The sequence below is a fragment of the Micromonospora sp. NPDC048907 genome (assembly GCF_055586885.1).
Map to the genome: position 1 here is coordinate 82,312 of NZ_JBVJHI010000004.1, position 15,576 is coordinate 97,887.

Sequence of the window (15,576 nt, forward strand, 5' to 3'; positions counted from 1 at the left end):
ACCGGTGGCCCGGCGCTCAGGAGGCGTGCGTCACCTCGCTGTCCCAGATCTGCGACCAGGGGCGGCGCAGGCCGCGGCAGACGAAGATCGGCCCGCCGTTCTCGTCGTTGTCCACGTCGACGCGCTGGTCGACCCGGCCGGCCTCGGTGACCTCGGTGAACCAGGCGCGCAGCGGGTCGGGGCGCTCCCAGCCGACGACGATCACCACGTCGGCGTCGTCGGCCGGCCGGCCGAACCCGGCCATGTTGTTGTGCCCGGAGTAGGCCCGGGGCAGGCCGCGGGCCGGGCCGTAGCGGGCCAGCGCGCCGGCCTCGCCGTAGTTGCCGGTGAGCACGACCGCCCGGTCCCGCTCCTCGGGCGGCAGGCTCCGGTGCACGGCGGCGACCGAGTCGGCGAACGCCGGCCAGCCGATGGTCTCGCCCGCGTCGTAGTTGACCTCGACCACGAACCCGGGCAGCCGGTCGGCGGGCAGGGTGGGCAGCAGCAGGATCGCGCTGCCGGCGACCATCAGGACGGCGGCCGTGGCGAGCAGCGCCTGCCGGGCCCGGGCCGCGCCGCGCCGCGCCCACTCGGCGGTGACCACCGCGCCGGCCGCGGTGAGCACCAGCAGCAGCGGGGCGTCGTAGTAGCCCTTGCCGCCGGCGAGCACGACGATCGCGAACACCACGAGCCAGGCCCAGCCGACCGCCCGGTACGCCGCCCAGCCGGGCCGGCGCAGCAGCGCCACGAGGCCGGCGATCCACACCGGGGTGGCGAACGGGCTGATGATGAGCATCTGGAGCACGATCGCGTCGACCCGGCCGCTGTAGGAACTGTCCCCGCCGGCGATCGACGAGGCCACCGAGAGCTGGGGGAAGCCGTGCGCGGCCTGCCAGGCGAGGTAGGGCACGGCGAGCAGGACGGCGACGCCGGCGCCGGCCAGCACCCACCGGTCGCGCAGCAGCCGGCGCGGCCCGGCGATGAGCACCCCGGCCAGCAGACCGACGGCGAGCAGCCCGGGCAGCAGCTTGTTGAGCATGCCCACGCCGAGCGCCAGGCCGATGCCGAGCGCCCAGCGGGTGTCGCCGGTCCGCAGCATCCGCACCGCGCACCAGGCCGCGACGAGCCAGACCAGCAGGTCGACAGTGGTCGTGCTGAGCAGGTGACCGGCGGCCAGCACCACCCCGGCCGCGGCGGCGAGCACGGCGGCGGCCAGCTGGGTGCCGCGGCCCGCGCCGAACTCCCGGGCGATCGCCGCGACCAGCACCACGGCCGCGCCGGCGATCAGCGCCGACGGGGTGCGCAGGAGCACCAGGTTGCCGGGCGCGAGGGTGTCGGCCAGCCGGGCGAGGGCGGGCACGAGCGGCCCCTGGTCGACGTAGCCCCAGTCGAGGTGCCGGCCGCAGAGCAGGAAGTAGAGCTCGTCGCGGTGGTAGCCGTAGCGGCCGGCGAGCAGCAGCAGCACGGCGGTGACGGCCCCGCCGACCAGCCAGGGCGCGGCGGTGCGCGGCCCGGGTGGCGGGGTCGTCGGCGCGGCGGACGCCCCGGCGTCGGGGCGGTCGAGGTCGGTGACGGGTTCGGCCACCCGTCCATGATGGTCCCGCCGCGCCGTCTCGCGCTGCCCCGCGCCGCCGGACGGAAATCGGTGTCCGGCCGCCGGCCGCCCGGCTAGCGTGCGCGGGATGCGCATCCGGGAGTACGCCGAGACCGACTGGGACCAGGTCCGGCCGATCGTCGAGGACGTCATCGCCGCCCAGGAGACCTTCCCCTACGACCCGGCGTGGCCGGCCGAGGTGGTCCACGAGGTGTGGGTGGAGCGGCCGCCGGGCCGCACGGTGGTCGCCGAGGAGGACGGCACGGTGCTCGGTACCGCCAAGATGGGCGCCAACCGGCCGGGGCCGGGCGCGCACGTGGCCACCGCCAGCTTCATGGTGGCCGCCGGCGCCCGCGGCCGCGGCGTCGGCCGGGCGCTGTGCGAGCACGCCCTGGACTGGGCCCGGCGGCAGGGCTTCGCCGCGATGCAGTTCAACGCGGTGGTCGAGACCAACACGGCGGCCGTCGCGCTGTACCGGCGGCTCGGCTTCACGGTGGTCGGCACCGTGCCGGAGTCCTTCGCGCACCCCACGCTCGGGCGGGTCGGGCTGCACGTCATGCACCGTCCCCTCTGAGCGGCGGCGCTGCGCGAGGATGGGCCGATGAGTTCTGAGCCGATCGAGCTGGCCGCCGCCCTGGCGCGCTTCGACCAGCTGTGGAGTCCCCGCATCGTCACCACCGTCAACGACTACGACGTCCGGATCGCCAAGGTGGCCGGCGAGCACGTCTGGCACGCCCACGACCACACCGACGAGTTCTTCCTGGTCCTCGACGGCGAGCTGCGCATCGCCCTGCGCGACGGGGCGGGCGGCGCGGTACGCGAGGTGGTGCTGCCGCGCGGCGCGGTGTTCGTGGTGCCGCGCGGGGTGGAGCACCGGCCGTCCGCGCCGGACGGCGCGTCGATCCTGATGTTCGAGCCGTCCGGCACGTCGAGCGTCGGGGAGCGGCACGACGAGGTGCCCGGGCACGTGGACGCCACCACGGGGCACCGGCTCTGAGCGGCCCGCCTCAACGCCCCGCCGGCGCGGGCTCCGCGACGGCCGGCGGGGTCGGGGCCGGCCAGCCCAGCCGGCGTACGCCGGGGACGGCGGCCGTCCCGACGCAGGCGACCAGGACCAGCACCCCGGCCACGGCGAGCGGGACGGGGGCGCCCCAGGCGCCGGCGGCGAGCGGGGCGAGGGCGTACCCGAGCGGCATGGCGCCCAGCGACATGAGCCAGTCGTACGAGGTGACGCGCGCGAGCACCTCGGGCGGGAACTGGCCCTGCACGACGGTCTCCCAGATCGGGTTGAGGAAGCCGAGGGCGATCAGCGCGAGGCAGTAGGCGGTGATGGTCACCGGGGCGGGCGCGGCGGCGGCGAGCAGCAGCAACGGCGCCGCGTACGCGGCCAGTGCCAGGTTGCCGAGCAGCACCGGGCGGCGGGGGCGGGCGCGGGCGGCGAGCACCGACCCGGCGAGCAGGCCGATGGCGCCGGCCTGCTGGAGCAGCACCCAGACGCCCTCGCCGCCGAGGCGGTCCACGGCGACGACCGGGCCGAGGGTGAGCAGCACCGCGGCGGCGCCGTTCCAGACGCCGTGGGCGAGCAGGCTGCTCCAGTACCAGTCGCGGGAGCGGACCTCGCGCCACCCGAACAGCAGGTCGGCGCGCAGCGACCGGTGCGGGACTGGCACGTGTCGCACCCGGATGACGGCCAGCAGCGCGGCGCTGAGCGCGAACGAGGCGGCGTCCAGCACGAACGCCCAGCCTGGTCCGGCGGTCCAGACCAGCAGCCCGGCGAGGGCGGGGCCGGCCAGCCGGCTGGCGTTGCCGGTGGCGCCCATCAGCGCGTTGGCCCGCTGCCGGCCGTCGGCGTCGACGGTGCCGGCGACCAGCGGGGACGAGGTCGGCATGGCGAACGCGGAGGCCGCGCCGCCGACGGCGGAGGCCACCGCGAGGTGGGCCAGGGTGGGGGCTCCGCCCAGCAGTTCGAGGCCGACGACCAGTTGGGCGACGCAGCGCACGAGGTCGGTGCCGAGGGCGACGCGGCGGGCGTCGAAGCGGTCGGCGACGACCCCGCCGAGGGGGAGCAGCAGCAGCCGGGGCACCATCGCGCAGCCGAGCACCACGGCGAGGGCGGCGGTCGAGCCGGTGGCGCGGAGCACGGCCAGGGCGAGCGCGGTGGGGACCACGGCGTCGCCGACCGCGGAGACGGTGCGGCCGAGGAACAGCAGGCGGAAGGCCGGCAGCCGGAGGGGATGCGTCATTCCGGCAGGGTACTTCGACGTCTAATATTTCGACAGCGAATATTTCGTCGTCGGCGTACCGTTGCTCGCGTGACCGACCGCGATCCCGTCGACCAGCACATCGAACGCTGGCTGCCCGTGCTGCCCGACCTGGACCCCGACGTGGAGGGGGCGGTCGTCCGGATGCTGCTGCTCAGCCGGCACCTGCGCGAGGTGAAGGACCGGGCGCTGGCCGAGCTGGACCTCCAGGAGAAGGAGTACGGCACCCTGCACGCCCTCGCCGGCCGGGGCGGCCGGGCGGCGCCCTCGGAGATCGCCGGCGACCTGCGGATGGCGCCCGCCTCCATCACCGCGCGGGTGGACGCGCTGGTCCGCCGGGGCTTCGTCCGGCGGATCCCGTCCGAGGTGGACCGCCGCCGCATCGACGTGGAACTCACCGACGCCGGCCGGGCCACCTGGCGGCGGGCCATCGGGGTGGTCGGCGACGAGGAGCACCGGGTCTTCGGCGCGCTGACCCCGGACGAGCGGCGGACCCTGTCCGGCCTGCTCCGCCGGGTCACCCTGGCGGCCGAGCCGCCGCCGGGCCGGATCTGACCCCGGCCGGAGTGTCGGTGGCCGGGGCTAGGTTGGTCACCACCAGCCGACACCCGTCCGGGAGGCGCCATGAGCACGCTCGTCGACCGACCGCACACCGCCCTGCTCGTCATCGACGTGCAGAACGGCGTCGTGCGGCACGCCCACGACCGCGACCGGGTGGTCGGCAACATCGCCGCCCTCGTCGACCGGGCCCGCGCCGCCGGGGTCGAGGTGGTCTGGGTGCAGCACCGCAGCGAGGACCTGCCCACCGGCAGCGAGCAGTGGCAGTACGTGCCCGAGCTGGTGCGCCGCGACGGCGAGGCGCTGGTGCACAAAGCCTGGGGCGACTCCTTCGAGGAGACCGACCTGGAGTCCGTCCTCGCCACGCGCGGCGTCGGCCGGCTCGTCGTGGCCGGCGCGCAGACCGACGCGTGCATCCGGTCCACGCTGCACGGCGCGATCACCCGCGGCTACGACGCGACGCTGGTCGCCGACGCGCACACCACCGAGGACCTCTCCGCCTACGGCGCCCCGCCGCCGGAGCAGGTCATCGCCCACACCAACCTCTACTGGCGCTTCCACTCCGCGCCCGGCCGCACCGCCGGCACGGTCGACACCGCCGACGTCGACTTCGTCGCGCCGGTCCGCGCCTGACCCGAGCCGCCCCGCCGCCCCGGTGGACCCCGCGGACCGGCGGAAAACCCGTGGCCGGTCGGGGGCGGGCGCTGGCAGGCTGCCCGTCATGAGTGCACAGGCCCTCGCGGGGGCGCTCGCCGACGAGCGCCGCCGCGCCGTCTTCGCCGCGATCGTGCTCGGCGCCGCCGACATCCCCGCCGTCGTGTCCCGGACCGGGCTGTCCGCCCGGGACGCCGCCACCGCCGTCCGCCGGCTCACCGACGTCGGCGTGCTGGCCGGCGACGGGGCCGGGCTGCGGGTCGACGGCGAGCGGCTGCGGGACTTCGCCCGTGCCGGCGGCCCGCCCGCTCCGGCGCCGGCCGCGGACCCCCGCGAGACGATCCTGCGCACCTTCCTGCGGGACGGCACGCTGACCCGGCTGCCCGCCCAGCGGGGCCGCCGCCGGGTGCTGCTGGAGCACATCACCGAGCGCTCCTTCGAGCCGGGTGTGCGCTATCCGGAACGGGCCGTGGACGACGCGCTGCGCCGGTGGTGCGAGGGCGGCGAGGCCGACCACGTGAGCCTGCGCCGGTACCTGGTCGACGACCTGCTGCTCACCCGCGAGCACGGCGTCTACTGGCGACCGTGACCGTCGAGCCCGGGTTGACGACGCCGCCGGGTCGCGCTAAAACAGGAATCGAGGACTTGAGTCACCCCGACTCAACTTGACACCTTCGGCCAGGAGAACCGAGGAGGCACGACCATGTTGATGCGTACCGACCCGTTCCGCGAGATCGACCGGCTCACCGAGCAGTTCTTCGGCACCACGGCCCGGCCGGCGGTCATGCGCCTCGACGCCTACCGCGACGGCGAATTCTTCTACGCCGCGTTCGACCTGCCCGGCGTCGACCCGGACAGCATCGACTGCACCGTGGAGCGCAACGTGCTGACCGTCCGCGCCGAGCGGCGCCGGGCCGGCGGCGACAACGTCGAGCTGGTCGCGGCCGAGCGGCCGATGGGAACCTTCACCCGCCAGCTCTTCCTCGGCGACACCCTCGACACCGACAGGCTGGAGGCCGGCTACGAGAACGGCGTGCTGACCCTGCGCATCCCGATCTCCGAGCGGGCCAAGCCGCGCCGGATCGCGGTCACCACGGCGGCCAACGGCCGCCGCGAGATCAGCGCCTGACGGGGCCCCCGCCGGGAGGCGGCAGCCCGATGAGGCACCCCACCGGTAGACGAAGGGCCTGGCGGAGCGCGCCGGGGAAGGCGAGGGCGCGAGGCCGTCAGGGTGCGGTCGGAGCGGGGGTGGCCGGAGACACGGCCGCCCCCGCCGGCGTGTGCGGGACCGCCGGGTAGAGCCGGGCCAGGGCGTGCGCCGTGGCGGTGAGGCGCTCGCGCAGCTCGGCCGGCGCCAGCACCTCCACCTCGGCGCCGAGCTTCAGCAGCTCGGTGTGCGCGTGCCGCACCGACTCGATCGGCACGGTGGTCTCCAGCCAGCCGTCCGGTCCGGGCTCGCCGGCCGCCGCGCGGGCCGCCCGGCTCATCTCCGGTGGGAAGACGTACGGCATGAACTCCAGCGCGGCCACGGTCAGCCGGATCCGGGCCTGGTCGCGGTAGACGTCCCGCTCGTAGCGCTCGGTCCACTCCCGCCAGTAGTCGGCCAGGTCGAAGTCGGCGGGCCGCTCGTAACGCTCGTCGCGGATCACCACGTCGAGGACCGCGCCGACCCGGTACGTGCGCAACTGCTCGTCACAGCGGGCCACCAGATACCACCGCCCCGCCTTGAGCACCACACCCAGCGGGGCGACCACCCGGGTCACCTCGCGCGGCGCGCGCCAGCGCCGGTAGCGCATCTCCACCAGCCGGTCCTCCCACACGGCCCGGGCCAACGCGGCCAGGTGCGGGGTCGGTTCGGGGTGCCGGAACCAGCCGGGCGCGTCCAGGTGGAACCGCTGCCGGACCCGGCCACCCCGGTCGGCCAGCTCGTCGGGGAGCGCGGCGAGCACCTTCAGCTCGGCGGCCGCCACCACCGGCCCGAGGCCCAGGTCGGCGGCCGGACCGGGCATGCCGGCCAGAAACAGCGCCTCGGCCTCCGGCGCGGTCAGCCCGGTCAGGCGGGTCCGGTAGCCCTCCAGCAGCCGGTAGCCGCCGGCCGGGCCCCGGTCGGCGTACACCGGGACGCCGGCGGCGCCGAGCGACTCGACGTCGCGGTAGACGGTCCGGACCGACACCTCCAGGGCGTCGGCGAGCTCCTGGGCGGTCATCCGGCCCCGCGTCTGCAGGAGCAGCAGCAGGGAGACCAGGCGGCTGGCACGCACGCCGTGACGGTATCCCGCCGCGGTGGACTCCCGGAGGTCCGGCCGGCCGGAGCCGCCCGGATCGCCCCGGCGGGGCCGGCCGGGGGAGGCGGCGGGAGATCGTCGGGCGCGCCTCGTCGCGAATCGCCCGGCGGGCTGAGAGCCTTTCTCACATGCTGCGTCCCGAGGTGCTGCCCCGCGGGTCGGTCCCCGCCCTGGAAGGCGGGCCGACCGACTTCACCGAGGCGTGGCTGCGCAACCGGAGGCTGTCCGAACACACCCGGGACGCGTACCGGCGGGACGTCGCCGGCTGGCTGACCTGGTGCGCCGGCCGGGGCCTGGACCCGCTGCGCGCGAGCTTCCTCGACGTCAACGCCTACGGGCGCGAGCTGGAGTCCACGCCGCGCGGGCGGGGCGGCCGGCCGCTCACCCCGGCCACCGTGGCCCGCCGCCTGTCGGCCCTGTCGAGCTGGTACGACTTCCTGGTCAAGCTGCGCGCCCTGGAGGCCAATCCGGTCGCCGCCGCGGACCGTCCCCGGGTCGACCGGGACCACTCGGCCACGATCGGGCTCACCCCCGACGAGGTCGACGCGCTGCTGGCCGCCGCCGACGCGGACACGGGTCCGACGGCCGCCCGCAACCGGGCCGCCATCGCGCTCCTGGCCGACCTCGGGCTACGGGTCGGCGAGCTGGTGTCGCTGGACCTCGCCGACCTGGGCGCCGAGCGCGGGCACCGCAGCGTCCGGTTCGTCGGCAAGGGCGGTAAGGTCCGCCGCCGCGCCCTCACCCCCGGCACCGCGTACGCCATCGACGCCTACCTGACGGCGCGCGCCGCGGCCGAGGGGGTGAGCGTGCCGGAGCTGACCGGTCCGCTGCTGGCCACCGCGACCGGCGGTCGGCTGGACCGGCACGCGGTGTTCCGGCTGGTGCGCCGGCTCGCCCGGGCCGCCGGGATCCCCGCGTGGGCGAAGCTGTCCCCGCACTCGTTGCGGCACGCGTTCGCCACGACGGCCCGCGCCGAGGGGGTGCCGCTGGAGGACGTGCAGGACGCCATGGGGCATGCGGACCCCCGCACCACCCGCCGCTACGACCGGGACCGGCACAACCTGGACCGCGACCCGGCGTACGCGATCTGGGCCGCCCGCGCCCGGCGGCGCGGATAACCGCATCGTGCCACGCTGACCGACACGGCCGGCTGGTCCGACGTCACTCCCGAGGAGGTGCGGGACCTGGTCGCCGCGCTGCCGGCGACCAGAGCGGCGGTCGCCCTGGGCCCTGCGCTGACCGTTCAGCGCCCGCGCGAGGGCCGCTGGCGGGCGTCGTAGTCCTGGCGGGCCTGCTCGACCCGGTCGAGGTGGCCGGCCGACCACTGCGCCAGGTGGGCGAAGAGCGGGGCCAGGCTGCTCCCCAGCTCGGTGATCTCGTATTCCACCCGGGGTGGGACCTCGGCGTGATAGGTGCGCCGCACGAGGCCGTCGCGTTCGAGTTGCCGCAGCCGCTGGGTGAGCACCTTTGGCGTGATGGTGGCGAGCCGCCGTTCCAGCTCGACGAAGCGCTGCCGGCCGTATTCGTGCAGGGCCCAGAGGATCGGCGTGGTCCAGCGACTGAACACGAGGTCGACCACCGGGGCGATCGGGCAGGCCTGTTCCGGGTCATCGCCGGTCCGGGACGGCCAGGTGGTGCTGCTCACAGTTCCTCCCGGAGCCGTTACTTTCCTCTAGGTACCTACTATACGCAGGAGATTAACGTGCTCGGTGTTCACATCAGACACCGAGAGGGGCATCTCATGATCGTGGTTACCGGCGCGACGGGTAACGTCGGACGGCCGCTGGTGCGGGCGCTGGCCGGGGCGGGTGAACCGGTGACGGCCGTGTCCCGGCGCGTCTCGGCGACCGACCTGCCACCGGGCGTTCGGGCGGTCCGCGCCGACCTGGCCGACCCGGCCGGGCTGACGGCGGCGTTCGACGGCGCCGAGGCGTTGTTCCTGCTGTTCACCGGCGAGCAGTTGACCGGCGGCGCCGACCCGGGCGCCATCCTCGACACCGCGCGGCAGGCGGGCGTGCGTCGGGTGGTCCTGCTGTCCTCGCAGGGCGTCGCCACGAAGCGCCACCCACCCGAGCAGGAGGAGGCGGTCCGCGCGTCCGGGCTGGAGTGGACGGTGCTGCGGCCGGCCGGCTTCCACTCCAACGCCCTCGCCTGGGCGCCGGGGGTGCGTTCCGGGCGAGTCGTGCACGCGCCCTTCGGCGACGTGGCGCTGCCGAGCGTCGACCCGGCCGACATCGCCGAGGTGGCGGCGATCGCGCTGCGCGACAGCCGCCACGCCGACGGCACCTACGAGCTGACCGGCCCCGCGGCGGTCTCGCCCCGGGAGCGGGTGGCGGCGCTCGCGGCGGCGCTCGGCGAGCCGGTCCGGTTCGTCGAGCAGACCCCGCAGGAGGCGCGGGAGCAGCTGCTGGCGTTCATGCCGGAGCCGGTGGTGGCGGCGACCCTGGGCATCCTGGGCGCGCCCGCACCGGCCGAGCAGCGGGTCAGCCCCGATGTCGCGCGGCTGCTCGGCCGGCCGCCCCGCGGCTTCGCCGACTGGGCGGCGCGGCACGTCGCCGACTTCCGCTGACGGCCCGCCGGCCCGCCGGGAAACCCCGGCGGGCCGGCGAGGGTGCTCAGCCCTGCGGCCGGGGGCAGAGGCAGAACGGCTGCCCGATCGGGTCGAGCAGCACGGTCCACCGCTCGCCCCCCGGCTGGAAGTCCGGCCGGGTCGCGCCGGCCCCCACGAGGTCCTTCTCGGCCAGGGCCACGTCGTCGACGTAGAGGTCGAGGTGGTAGCGCTTCCTGGCCGTGTCGTCCGGCCAGGCCGGCGGGGCGTATCCGGGCACCAGGCCGAAGCCGATCGAGGTGCCGTCCTTGCTGATCATGGCGTATTCGGCCTGGCTGTGGGTGACCTCCCAGCCGAGGGCACGGGAGTAGAACGCGGCGTGGGCGGCCGGGTCGGAACTGTCGAGGTTGACCATCGCGAGGTCGGCGTGCTCTGTCATGCCGACAGTCTGCCGAAGGTACCTGCCATCTTCTGTCAGGTTCGTCCGGCGGATCGCCCCGAGCGGTCGGTCGGGCCGGGCGGCCGCAACTTCCTGCGGGCCGGCCCGCCAGTCTTTACCGTCGGTGGTGATGGGCAGGGAACGGGCGGGAAGCCGGCCGGCCCGGCGCGGCCGCCGGCCGGTACGCGCCGGTGTGCTGGTCGCCGTCCTCGGGCTGGGCACCTGCCTGGTCGGGGTGGCCGGGCTCGGCGTCTGGAACGTGCAGGTGGTGCTGCAGGCCAACGGCCCGGTCCGGGACACCGCCGAGGCGTTCTTCCGGGAGGTCGCCGCGGGGGAGACCGACCAGGCGTACGACAAGCTGTGCCGGGAGGCACGCGGGAAGTGGAGCCAGGTCGGCTTCGGCAGTTGGGTGCGCACCCCGCCGCAGGTCAGCGGCTACGAGATCGTCGACGTGGCGGTGCAGACCCGGGGCGGCCGGCCCCGCGGCACGGTGACGGTGCGGCTGACCCGCGACGGCGGCGGCAGCGAGGAGCGGGAGCTGCCGATCGTGCAGGAGGACGGGAAGTGGCGGGTCTGCGGCGACCCGTTCTGACCGCGGGTCACCGCAGTCTCGGCTCGACCCACACGGCGGCGTCGTCGCAGGACGTGAGGCCGACGCTCTCGACCTTCAGCACCAGTCGGAGCTTGCCGCTGACCGGCACGTCCACCCTGGCGGTGTCCCCGAGTGCCAGCTCGCGCTGGAAGACCGTCTCGCCGTCGGCCTGGACGGTGAACCGGGTGCGATAGTCGCCCGGTGCGGAGTCGGCGACGCCGATCGTGGCCTGGAACCTGGTGAAGCGCTTGCCGAGGTTGAACGACTCCGTCTCGTCGTTGGTGGCGAAGCAGGTCGAGGCGACGAGGCTCTGGTCGTACCGCTTCCCGGCGACGGTCGCCGGGCGGAGCCGCCAGCCCTGGCCGCCCTCGACGGGCGGCAGGTCGAACAACCAGGTCTCGCCGTCGGCGGGAGGCGCGGGCGCGCCCGTGCGGGAGGTGTCCAGGGCCGCGCGGTCCGGCGCCGCCGGGCGGGGTGCGGGGTCCGGAGCGGGCCGCGCGGCGTAGCCGAAGATCGCCGCGCCGGCGACCGCGACGGCCAGGCCGAGCAGCGCGGTCCGGTCGACCGGCTGCCCCAGGCGGCGTACCAGGAGGTAGCCGCCGGCCAGGACGGCGCCGGCGCTGGCCGCCAGGACGAGGGGCCGGCCGCCGCCGGCCAGCAGTGCGGCCACCGCCGCCACGTCGGCGACCACGCCGACGCCCTGCGGCAGCAGGCGCGCGCGTCGGCCCTCGTCCGGTGCCGTGGTGATGACCTCGGTTCGCACGCGCCGTTTGTATCAGGCGCGCGCCCGTCAGGCGCGCGGGCCGAGGTCGCCGGAGCGGTAGTGGCGCCGGCACAGCACCTGGTAGCGCACGTCGGCGGTGTCCACGGTGTCGCCGATGACGACCTGTTCGCCCTCGCGCACCACCCGGCCCTCGACGACCCGGGCGTTGAGCCGCCCTTCGCGGCCGCACCAGCAGAGCACCTCGACCTGGATGCGGGCCACCTCGTCGGCGAGTTCGAACAGCCGCTGCGCGGCGGGGAACAGGCAGGACCGGAAGTCGGTGGCCAGGCCGAAGGCGTACACGTCGACGTCGAAGTTGTCGACCAGGTCGGCCATCTGCTCGATGTGGGCCAGGTCGTAGAAGGACGCCTCGTCGCAGATCAGGTAGTCGACGCGGACGCCCTCGGCCCAGGCGTCGCGGACCAGGTCGCGCAGGTCCAGGTCGTCGGTCACCTCGACGGCGGAGTGGGCCAGCCCGATGCGGGTGGTGACCTGCGGGCCCAGCGAGCGGTCGATGCGGGTGGTCACCAGGCCGCGCCGGCCCTGCCGGGCGTGGTTGTAGTTCATCTGCAGGGCCATCGTGGACTTGCCGCAGTCCATCGGCCCCCAGAAGAACTTCAGCGCGGCGGCGTGCAGGGGCCGGCCGTTCACGGCGCGGGCGGCGGCGCAGCCGCCGGCACGGTCGTCGCCGGGCCCCGGGAGCGGGAGGGCCAGGCAGATCGGGGCGGCAGCGGCGTCGTCGGTCACGTCGGGGCAGCCTAGCCCATCGACCCGGAAGGATCTTGACCGCGCACGGCGCGGGCGAACCTCACAGCACCCGGGGCGGGGTGTTTCCGGCGGCGACGATGGCCCGGCGGATCGGCACGGCGGCCAGCAGCGCGAACCCGACCACGAAGAAGATCAGCAGCGAGACCAGGCCCACCCGGTAGGAGGAGGTCAGCTGGAACACCAGGCCGAAGGCGAGCGGCCCGAGCCAGCTGGTGCCCTTGTCGCTGATCTCGTAGAAGCCGTAGTACTCGCCCTCCTTGCCGGTGGGGATGAGCTGGCTGAACAGCGACCGGCTCAGCGCCTGGCTGCCGCCGAGCACCAGGCCGATGCACCCGCCGAGCACCATGAACGGCACCGGCGCCTCGGCGGGCAGCCGGAACGCCGCGATGATCACCCCGGTCCAGAGCACCAGGGACAGCAGCACGGTCTTCCAGGCCCCGATGCGCCGGGCCAGCGCGCCGAGGGCGAGCGCGCCGCCGAAGGCCAGGAACTGCACCAGCAGGATCGTCACGATCAGGGTGCCCTGCTCCAGCTTCAGTTCCTCGGTGCCGTACTGGCTGGCCAGGGTGATGACGGTCTGGATGCCGTCGTTGTAGACCAGGAAGGCGAGCAGGAAGAACAGCGTCAGCGGGTAGGCCTTGATGTTGCGCAGGGTGTGGCCGAGCTGCCGGAACCCGTCGGTGAGAACGTTGCCGCGGCCGACCCGGGCCGCCGCCGCGGCGGCGGGGTGTTCTCGCAGCCAGCGCAGCGGCAGCAGGGTGAACGCCGCCCACCAGACGCCGGCGGACACGATCGACCAGCGGGCCAGGTCGAGGGTGCGCTGCGGGTTGCCCTCCTCGCTGAGCAGGGTGACCGCGACGAGGTTCACCGCGAGCAGCAGCCCGCCGCCGAGGTAGCCGATGGCCCAGCCGCGGCTGGAGATGGCGTCGCGGTCGTCGGGGCCGCCGAGTTGCGGCAGGAACGAGTTGTAGACCACCACGGCGGCGCCGAAGGAGATGTTGGCGACCAGGAACAGCGCCCCGCCGAGCAGGTAGCGGTCGCCGGTGACGAAGGCGAACGCGATGGTCGCGGCGGCGCCGGTGAACGCGGCGAGGGCGAGCAGCCGCTTCTTGTGCGCGGACCGGTCGGCGATCGCCCCGACGACCGGCAGCACGAACACGGTGAGGAACACCGACAGCGAGATCAGGTACGGGTAGTAGGAGCCCGCGGCGACCCGGATGCCCAGCGGGTGCACGACGCCGTCGCAGCTGTCCGCGCCCAGCTCGCAGCCGGCGGCGAGCTCGGTGACGGTGGTGAGGAACGGGCCGAGGAAGACCGTGATCACCGTGGTCTGGAAGGCGGAGTTCGCCCAGTCGTAGAAGTACCAGCCGGTGCGCTCGCGGCGGGTGCTGCCCGGGTGGGCGGGTTCGGCGACGGCGGGGGCGACCGTATCGGCCATCGGGGTCCTCGAGGTTCAGGCGGCCCAGTGGCCGCGGCTGCGGTAGACGTCGCGCAGCACGCCGACGTGATCGGTCATGATGCCATCCACACCAAGGTCAAGTAAGTCGTGCATCTCGGCGGGTTCGTCGATCGTCCAGACGTGCACCTGCAGCCCGAGGCGGTGGCAGTAGTCGAGGAACCGCCTGTCGACCACGGGCAGGCGCCCGTACCGGACGGGGACCTGGGCGGCGACGACCGACGGGGGCAGCCGCATGGGTCGCCCGTGCAGGGAGGCCATCCGCAGCCGGGCCACCCCGCGCATGCCGAGGCTGGTGGCGACCTTCGACCCGGCCAGCGCCCGCAGCCGGGTCAGCCGGGCGTCGCTGAACGAGGCGAGCAGCACCCGGTCGCCGGCCCCGGTGCGGGCCACCGTGTCGACGGTCGGCACGACACCGCCGTCGGACTTGACGTCGACGTTGAAGCGGACCTCGGGCCACGCGCCGAGCACCTCGTCGAGGCGGGGCACCACGGCGGCGCCACCGACGCGTACCGAGGCCAGGTCGGCCCAGCGCAGGTCGGCGATGCGGCCGGGCTCGCCGGTGACCCGGCGCAGGGTGGGGTCGTGGAAGATCACCGGTACGCCGTCGGCGGTGGCGTGCACGTCGGTCTCCACGTAGCGGTAGCCCAGGGCGATGGCGCGGGCGAACGCGGCGGCGGTGTTCTCGTCGCCCTCGGCCGCCCCGCCGCGGTGGGCGAAGGCCAGTGGCGCGGGGGCGTCGAGGTAGCCGTGACGGGGCTGCACGCCGGAAGTATGCCGGGCGTGGGTGGCGGGCAGGTGACCGGCCGGCGTCGCGGTAACGACGTTCCCTATCGTTACCTGTTCGCGCTAGCATGGGGAACGATGGGGAATGACATGTACTCGGTCGAGCAGGTGGCGGAGCTGCTCGGGCTGCACGTGCGCACCGTGCGGGGCTACATCCGCGACGGCCGGCTGCGCGCCGTGCGGATCGGCAGGCAGTACCGGATCGCCCGCGCCGACCTGGACGCGCTGACCGGCCGACCCGCCCCGGCGGCCGGCCCGCCCGCGGTGGAGGTGTCGAGCATCGTGCAGGTCGACGGGGTCGACCGGGCCGCCGCCGACCGCCTGGCCACGCTGGTGCTGGCCGGCGTCAACACCCACCACGATCCCGCCCGCCCGCTGCGCGTGCAGACCGTTCACGACGAGGAGCGCCACCGTATGAAGATCGTGATCCTGGGCGACGCCGCCGCCACCGCCGACCTGCTGCGCCTGGTCGACGCCGTGCTGGCCGGCGACAACGACCTGGTCGTGAGGAAGGAGACCGGCGATGCCTGACGTGCTGGAGGAGCGGGCCGGGGTGCCGGTGCTGGTCTGCGACCCGGCCGGCCCGCCGGTGGCCACCACCGAGGCGGCCCTGGACCTGATCGGCGCGGCCTTCGGCGGCGCCGAGGTGGTCGCCGTACCCGCCGGCCGGCTCGACCCGAGCTTCTTCTCGCTGGGCACCCGCTTCGCCGGGGAGGTCATGCAGAAGTTCGTCAACTACCGGCTGCGGCTGGTCGTCGTGGGCGACATCTCCGCGCACCTGGCGGCCAGCGGCGCGCTGCGGGCCCTGGTGGCCGAGTCCAACCGTCACGACCACATCTGGTTCGTGCCCGACCTGGCCGCTCTGGACGCCCGGCTGGCCGCCGTCGGCTGAG

The 15,576-nt window shown here is 75.1% G+C and carries 20 protein-coding genes; 11 read left to right on the plus strand and 9 right to left on the minus strand.

Annotated features, from left to right (window positions below; translation table 11 throughout):
* Positions 1-16 precede the first annotated feature (16 nt).
* The gene (locus ACZ6PY_RS14295; protein ID WP_466072235.1) at positions 17-1,564 is read right to left on the minus strand and encodes an ArnT family glycosyltransferase; all 1,548 of its coding nucleotides are present in this window, start codon (positions 1,562-1,564) and stop codon (positions 17-19) included.
* 97 nt (positions 1,565-1,661) lie between these two features.
* Here ACZ6PY_RS14295 and ACZ6PY_RS14300 point away from each other — a divergent pair, with 97 nt between their 5' ends.
* Both ACZ6PY_RS14300 and ACZ6PY_RS14305 read left to right on the plus strand, forming a co-directional pair.
* The gene (locus ACZ6PY_RS14300) at positions 1,662-2,147 is read left to right on the plus strand and encodes a GNAT family N-acetyltransferase (protein WP_466072237.1); all 486 of its coding nucleotides are present in this window, start codon (positions 1,662-1,664) and stop codon (positions 2,145-2,147) included.
* A 27-nt stretch (positions 2,148-2,174) separates the two neighbouring features.
* Positions 2,175-2,570 (plus strand): cupin domain-containing protein, encoded by a 396-nt coding sequence (locus ACZ6PY_RS14305; protein WP_466072239.1) that lies wholly within the window; start codon positions 2,175-2,177, stop codon positions 2,568-2,570.
* A 10-nt stretch (positions 2,571-2,580) separates the two neighbouring features.
* On the opposite strand, the gene ACZ6PY_RS14310 is transcribed toward ACZ6PY_RS14305, so the two are convergent.
* Positions 2,581-3,816 (minus strand): MFS transporter, encoded by a 1,236-nt coding sequence (locus ACZ6PY_RS14310; protein WP_466072241.1) that lies wholly within the window; start codon positions 3,814-3,816, stop codon positions 2,581-2,583.
* 69 nt (positions 3,817-3,885) lie between these two features.
* Here ACZ6PY_RS14310 and ACZ6PY_RS14315 point away from each other — a divergent pair, with 69 nt between their 5' ends.
* The 4 genes from ACZ6PY_RS14315 (at position 3,886) to ACZ6PY_RS14330 (ending at position 6,175) form a co-directional block, all read left to right on the plus strand.
* Complete coding sequence (locus tag ACZ6PY_RS14315; protein ID WP_466072243.1) at positions 3,886-4,389, plus strand: MarR family winged helix-turn-helix transcriptional regulator; 504 nt, start codon at positions 3,886-3,888, stop codon at positions 4,387-4,389.
* Positions 4,390-4,458: 69 nt separating this feature from the next.
* Positions 4,459-5,025, plus strand: coding sequence for an isochorismatase family protein (locus ACZ6PY_RS14320; protein ID WP_466072245.1), 567 nt, complete (start codon positions 4,459-4,461; stop codon positions 5,023-5,025).
* 88 nt (positions 5,026-5,113) lie between these two features.
* Positions 5,114-5,635 (plus strand): DUF2087 domain-containing protein, encoded by a 522-nt coding sequence (locus ACZ6PY_RS14325; RefSeq protein ID WP_466072247.1) that lies wholly within the window; start codon positions 5,114-5,116, stop codon positions 5,633-5,635.
* 114 nt (positions 5,636-5,749) lie between these two features.
* Positions 5,750-6,175: an Hsp20/alpha crystallin family protein gene (locus ACZ6PY_RS14330; protein ID WP_466072249.1), complete on the plus strand. Its 426-nt coding sequence runs from the start codon at positions 5,750-5,752 to the stop codon at positions 6,173-6,175.
* 97 nt (positions 6,176-6,272) lie between these two features.
* Here ACZ6PY_RS14330 and ACZ6PY_RS14335 read toward each other — a convergent pair whose 3' ends face one another.
* Positions 6,273-7,307 carry a helix-turn-helix transcriptional regulator gene (locus ACZ6PY_RS14335; protein ID WP_466072251.1) on the minus strand — a complete coding sequence of 345 codons (1,035 nt, stop codon included), beginning with the start codon at positions 7,305-7,307 and terminating at the stop codon, positions 6,273-6,275.
* Between the two features lie 152 nt (positions 7,308-7,459).
* Here ACZ6PY_RS14335 and ACZ6PY_RS14340 point away from each other — a divergent pair, with 152 nt between their 5' ends.
* Positions 7,460-8,449: a tyrosine-type recombinase/integrase gene (locus tag ACZ6PY_RS14340; protein WP_466072253.1), complete on the plus strand. Its 990-nt coding sequence runs from the start codon at positions 7,460-7,462 to the stop codon at positions 8,447-8,449.
* A gap of 125 nt (positions 8,450-8,574) precedes the next feature.
* On the opposite strand, the gene ACZ6PY_RS14345 is transcribed toward ACZ6PY_RS14340, so the two are convergent.
* Positions 8,575-8,976 carry a winged helix-turn-helix transcriptional regulator gene (locus ACZ6PY_RS14345; protein ID WP_466072255.1) on the minus strand — a complete coding sequence of 134 codons (402 nt, stop codon included), beginning with the start codon at positions 8,974-8,976 and terminating at the stop codon, positions 8,575-8,577.
* A 96-nt stretch (positions 8,977-9,072) separates the two neighbouring features.
* Here ACZ6PY_RS14345 and ACZ6PY_RS14350 point away from each other — a divergent pair, with 96 nt between their 5' ends.
* Positions 9,073-9,900: an NAD(P)H-binding protein gene (locus ACZ6PY_RS14350; RefSeq protein ID WP_466072257.1), complete on the plus strand. Its 828-nt coding sequence runs from the start codon at positions 9,073-9,075 to the stop codon at positions 9,898-9,900.
* Between the two features lie 46 nt (positions 9,901-9,946).
* Here ACZ6PY_RS14350 and ACZ6PY_RS14355 read toward each other — a convergent pair whose 3' ends face one another.
* Entirely contained in the window at positions 9,947-10,318 is a 372-nt protein-coding gene (locus ACZ6PY_RS14355; RefSeq protein WP_466072258.1) for a VOC family protein, read from the minus strand.
* A gap of 130 nt (positions 10,319-10,448) precedes the next feature.
* On the opposite strand from ACZ6PY_RS14355, the gene ACZ6PY_RS14360 reads away from it, so the two are divergent.
* Positions 10,449-10,910 (plus strand): Rv0361 family membrane protein, encoded by a 462-nt coding sequence (locus ACZ6PY_RS14360; RefSeq protein ID WP_466072260.1) that lies wholly within the window; start codon positions 10,449-10,451, stop codon positions 10,908-10,910.
* A 7-nt stretch (positions 10,911-10,917) separates the two neighbouring features.
* Here ACZ6PY_RS14360 and ACZ6PY_RS14365 read toward each other — a convergent pair whose 3' ends face one another.
* The 4 genes from ACZ6PY_RS14365 to ACZ6PY_RS14380 form a co-directional block, all read right to left on the minus strand.
* Positions 10,918-11,673 carry an NPCBM/NEW2 domain-containing protein gene (locus ACZ6PY_RS14365; protein WP_466072261.1) on the minus strand — a complete coding sequence of 252 codons (756 nt, stop codon included), beginning with the start codon at positions 11,671-11,673 and terminating at the stop codon, positions 10,918-10,920.
* A gap of 27 nt (positions 11,674-11,700) precedes the next feature.
* On the minus strand, positions 11,701-12,420 hold the full coding sequence (locus ACZ6PY_RS14370) for a thymidine kinase (protein ID WP_466072263.1): 720 nt from the start codon (positions 12,418-12,420) through the stop codon (positions 11,701-11,703).
* A 61-nt stretch (positions 12,421-12,481) separates the two neighbouring features.
* On the minus strand, positions 12,482-13,879 hold the full coding sequence (locus ACZ6PY_RS14375; protein ID WP_466072265.1) for an MFS transporter: 1,398 nt from the start codon (positions 13,877-13,879) through the stop codon (positions 12,482-12,484).
* A gap of 15 nt (positions 13,880-13,894) precedes the next feature.
* On the minus strand, positions 13,895-14,662 hold the full coding sequence (locus ACZ6PY_RS14380; protein WP_466072267.1) for a glycerophosphodiester phosphodiesterase: 768 nt from the start codon (positions 14,660-14,662) through the stop codon (positions 13,895-13,897).
* 99 nt (positions 14,663-14,761) lie between these two features.
* Here ACZ6PY_RS14380 and ACZ6PY_RS14385 point away from each other — a divergent pair, with 99 nt between their 5' ends.
* Both ACZ6PY_RS14385 and ACZ6PY_RS14390 read left to right on the plus strand, forming a co-directional pair.
* Positions 14,762-15,214, plus strand: a complete 453-nt coding sequence (locus ACZ6PY_RS14385; RefSeq protein ID WP_466072269.1) for a helix-turn-helix domain-containing protein — start codon at positions 14,762-14,764, stop codon at positions 15,212-15,214.
* Positions 15,207-15,575, plus strand: coding sequence for a DUF4180 domain-containing protein (locus ACZ6PY_RS14390; RefSeq protein WP_466072271.1), 369 nt, complete (start codon positions 15,207-15,209; stop codon positions 15,573-15,575). Before ACZ6PY_RS14385 ends, ACZ6PY_RS14390 begins: the two co-directional genes overlap by 8 nt.
* Position 15,576: the final 1 nt, after the last annotated feature.

Bases quoted from the DNA above. Each gene is read 5' to 3' on its own strand.
- ACZ6PY_RS14300 (WP_466072237.1), top strand. From the start codon at position 1,662: ATGCGCATCCGGGAGTACGCCGAGACCGACTGGGACCAGGTCCGGCCG.
- ACZ6PY_RS14355 (WP_466072258.1), bottom strand. From the start codon at position 10,318: ATGACAGAGCACGCCGACCTCGCGATGGTCAACCTCGACAGTTCCGAC.
- ACZ6PY_RS14325 (WP_466072247.1), top strand. From the start codon at position 5,114: ATGAGTGCACAGGCCCTCGCGGGGGCGCTCGCCGACGAGCGCCGCCGC.
- ACZ6PY_RS14360 (WP_466072260.1), top strand. From the start codon at position 10,449: ATGGGCAGGGAACGGGCGGGAAGCCGGCCGGCCCGGCGCGGCCGCCGG.
- ACZ6PY_RS14385 (WP_466072269.1), top strand. From the start codon at position 14,762: ATGGGGAATGACATGTACTCGGTCGAGCAGGTGGCGGAGCTGCTCGGG.
- ACZ6PY_RS14320 (WP_466072245.1), top strand. From the start codon at position 4,459: ATGAGCACGCTCGTCGACCGACCGCACACCGCCCTGCTCGTCATCGAC.
- ACZ6PY_RS14310 (WP_466072241.1), bottom strand. From the start codon at position 3,816: ATGACGCATCCCCTCCGGCTGCCGGCCTTCCGCCTGCTGTTCCTCGGC.
- ACZ6PY_RS14305 (WP_466072239.1), top strand. From the start codon at position 2,175: ATGAGTTCTGAGCCGATCGAGCTGGCCGCCGCCCTGGCGCGCTTCGAC.
- ACZ6PY_RS14350 (WP_466072257.1), top strand. From the start codon at position 9,073: ATGATCGTGGTTACCGGCGCGACGGGTAACGTCGGACGGCCGCTGGTG.
- ACZ6PY_RS14375 (WP_466072265.1), bottom strand. From the start codon at position 13,879: ATGGCCGATACGGTCGCCCCCGCCGTCGCCGAACCCGCCCACCCGGGC.
- ACZ6PY_RS14340 (WP_466072253.1), top strand. From the start codon at position 7,460: ATGCTGCGTCCCGAGGTGCTGCCCCGCGGGTCGGTCCCCGCCCTGGAA.
- ACZ6PY_RS14330 (WP_466072249.1), top strand. From the start codon at position 5,750: ATGTTGATGCGTACCGACCCGTTCCGCGAGATCGACCGGCTCACCGAG.
- ACZ6PY_RS14390 (WP_466072271.1), top strand. From the start codon at position 15,207: ATGCCTGACGTGCTGGAGGAGCGGGCCGGGGTGCCGGTGCTGGTCTGC.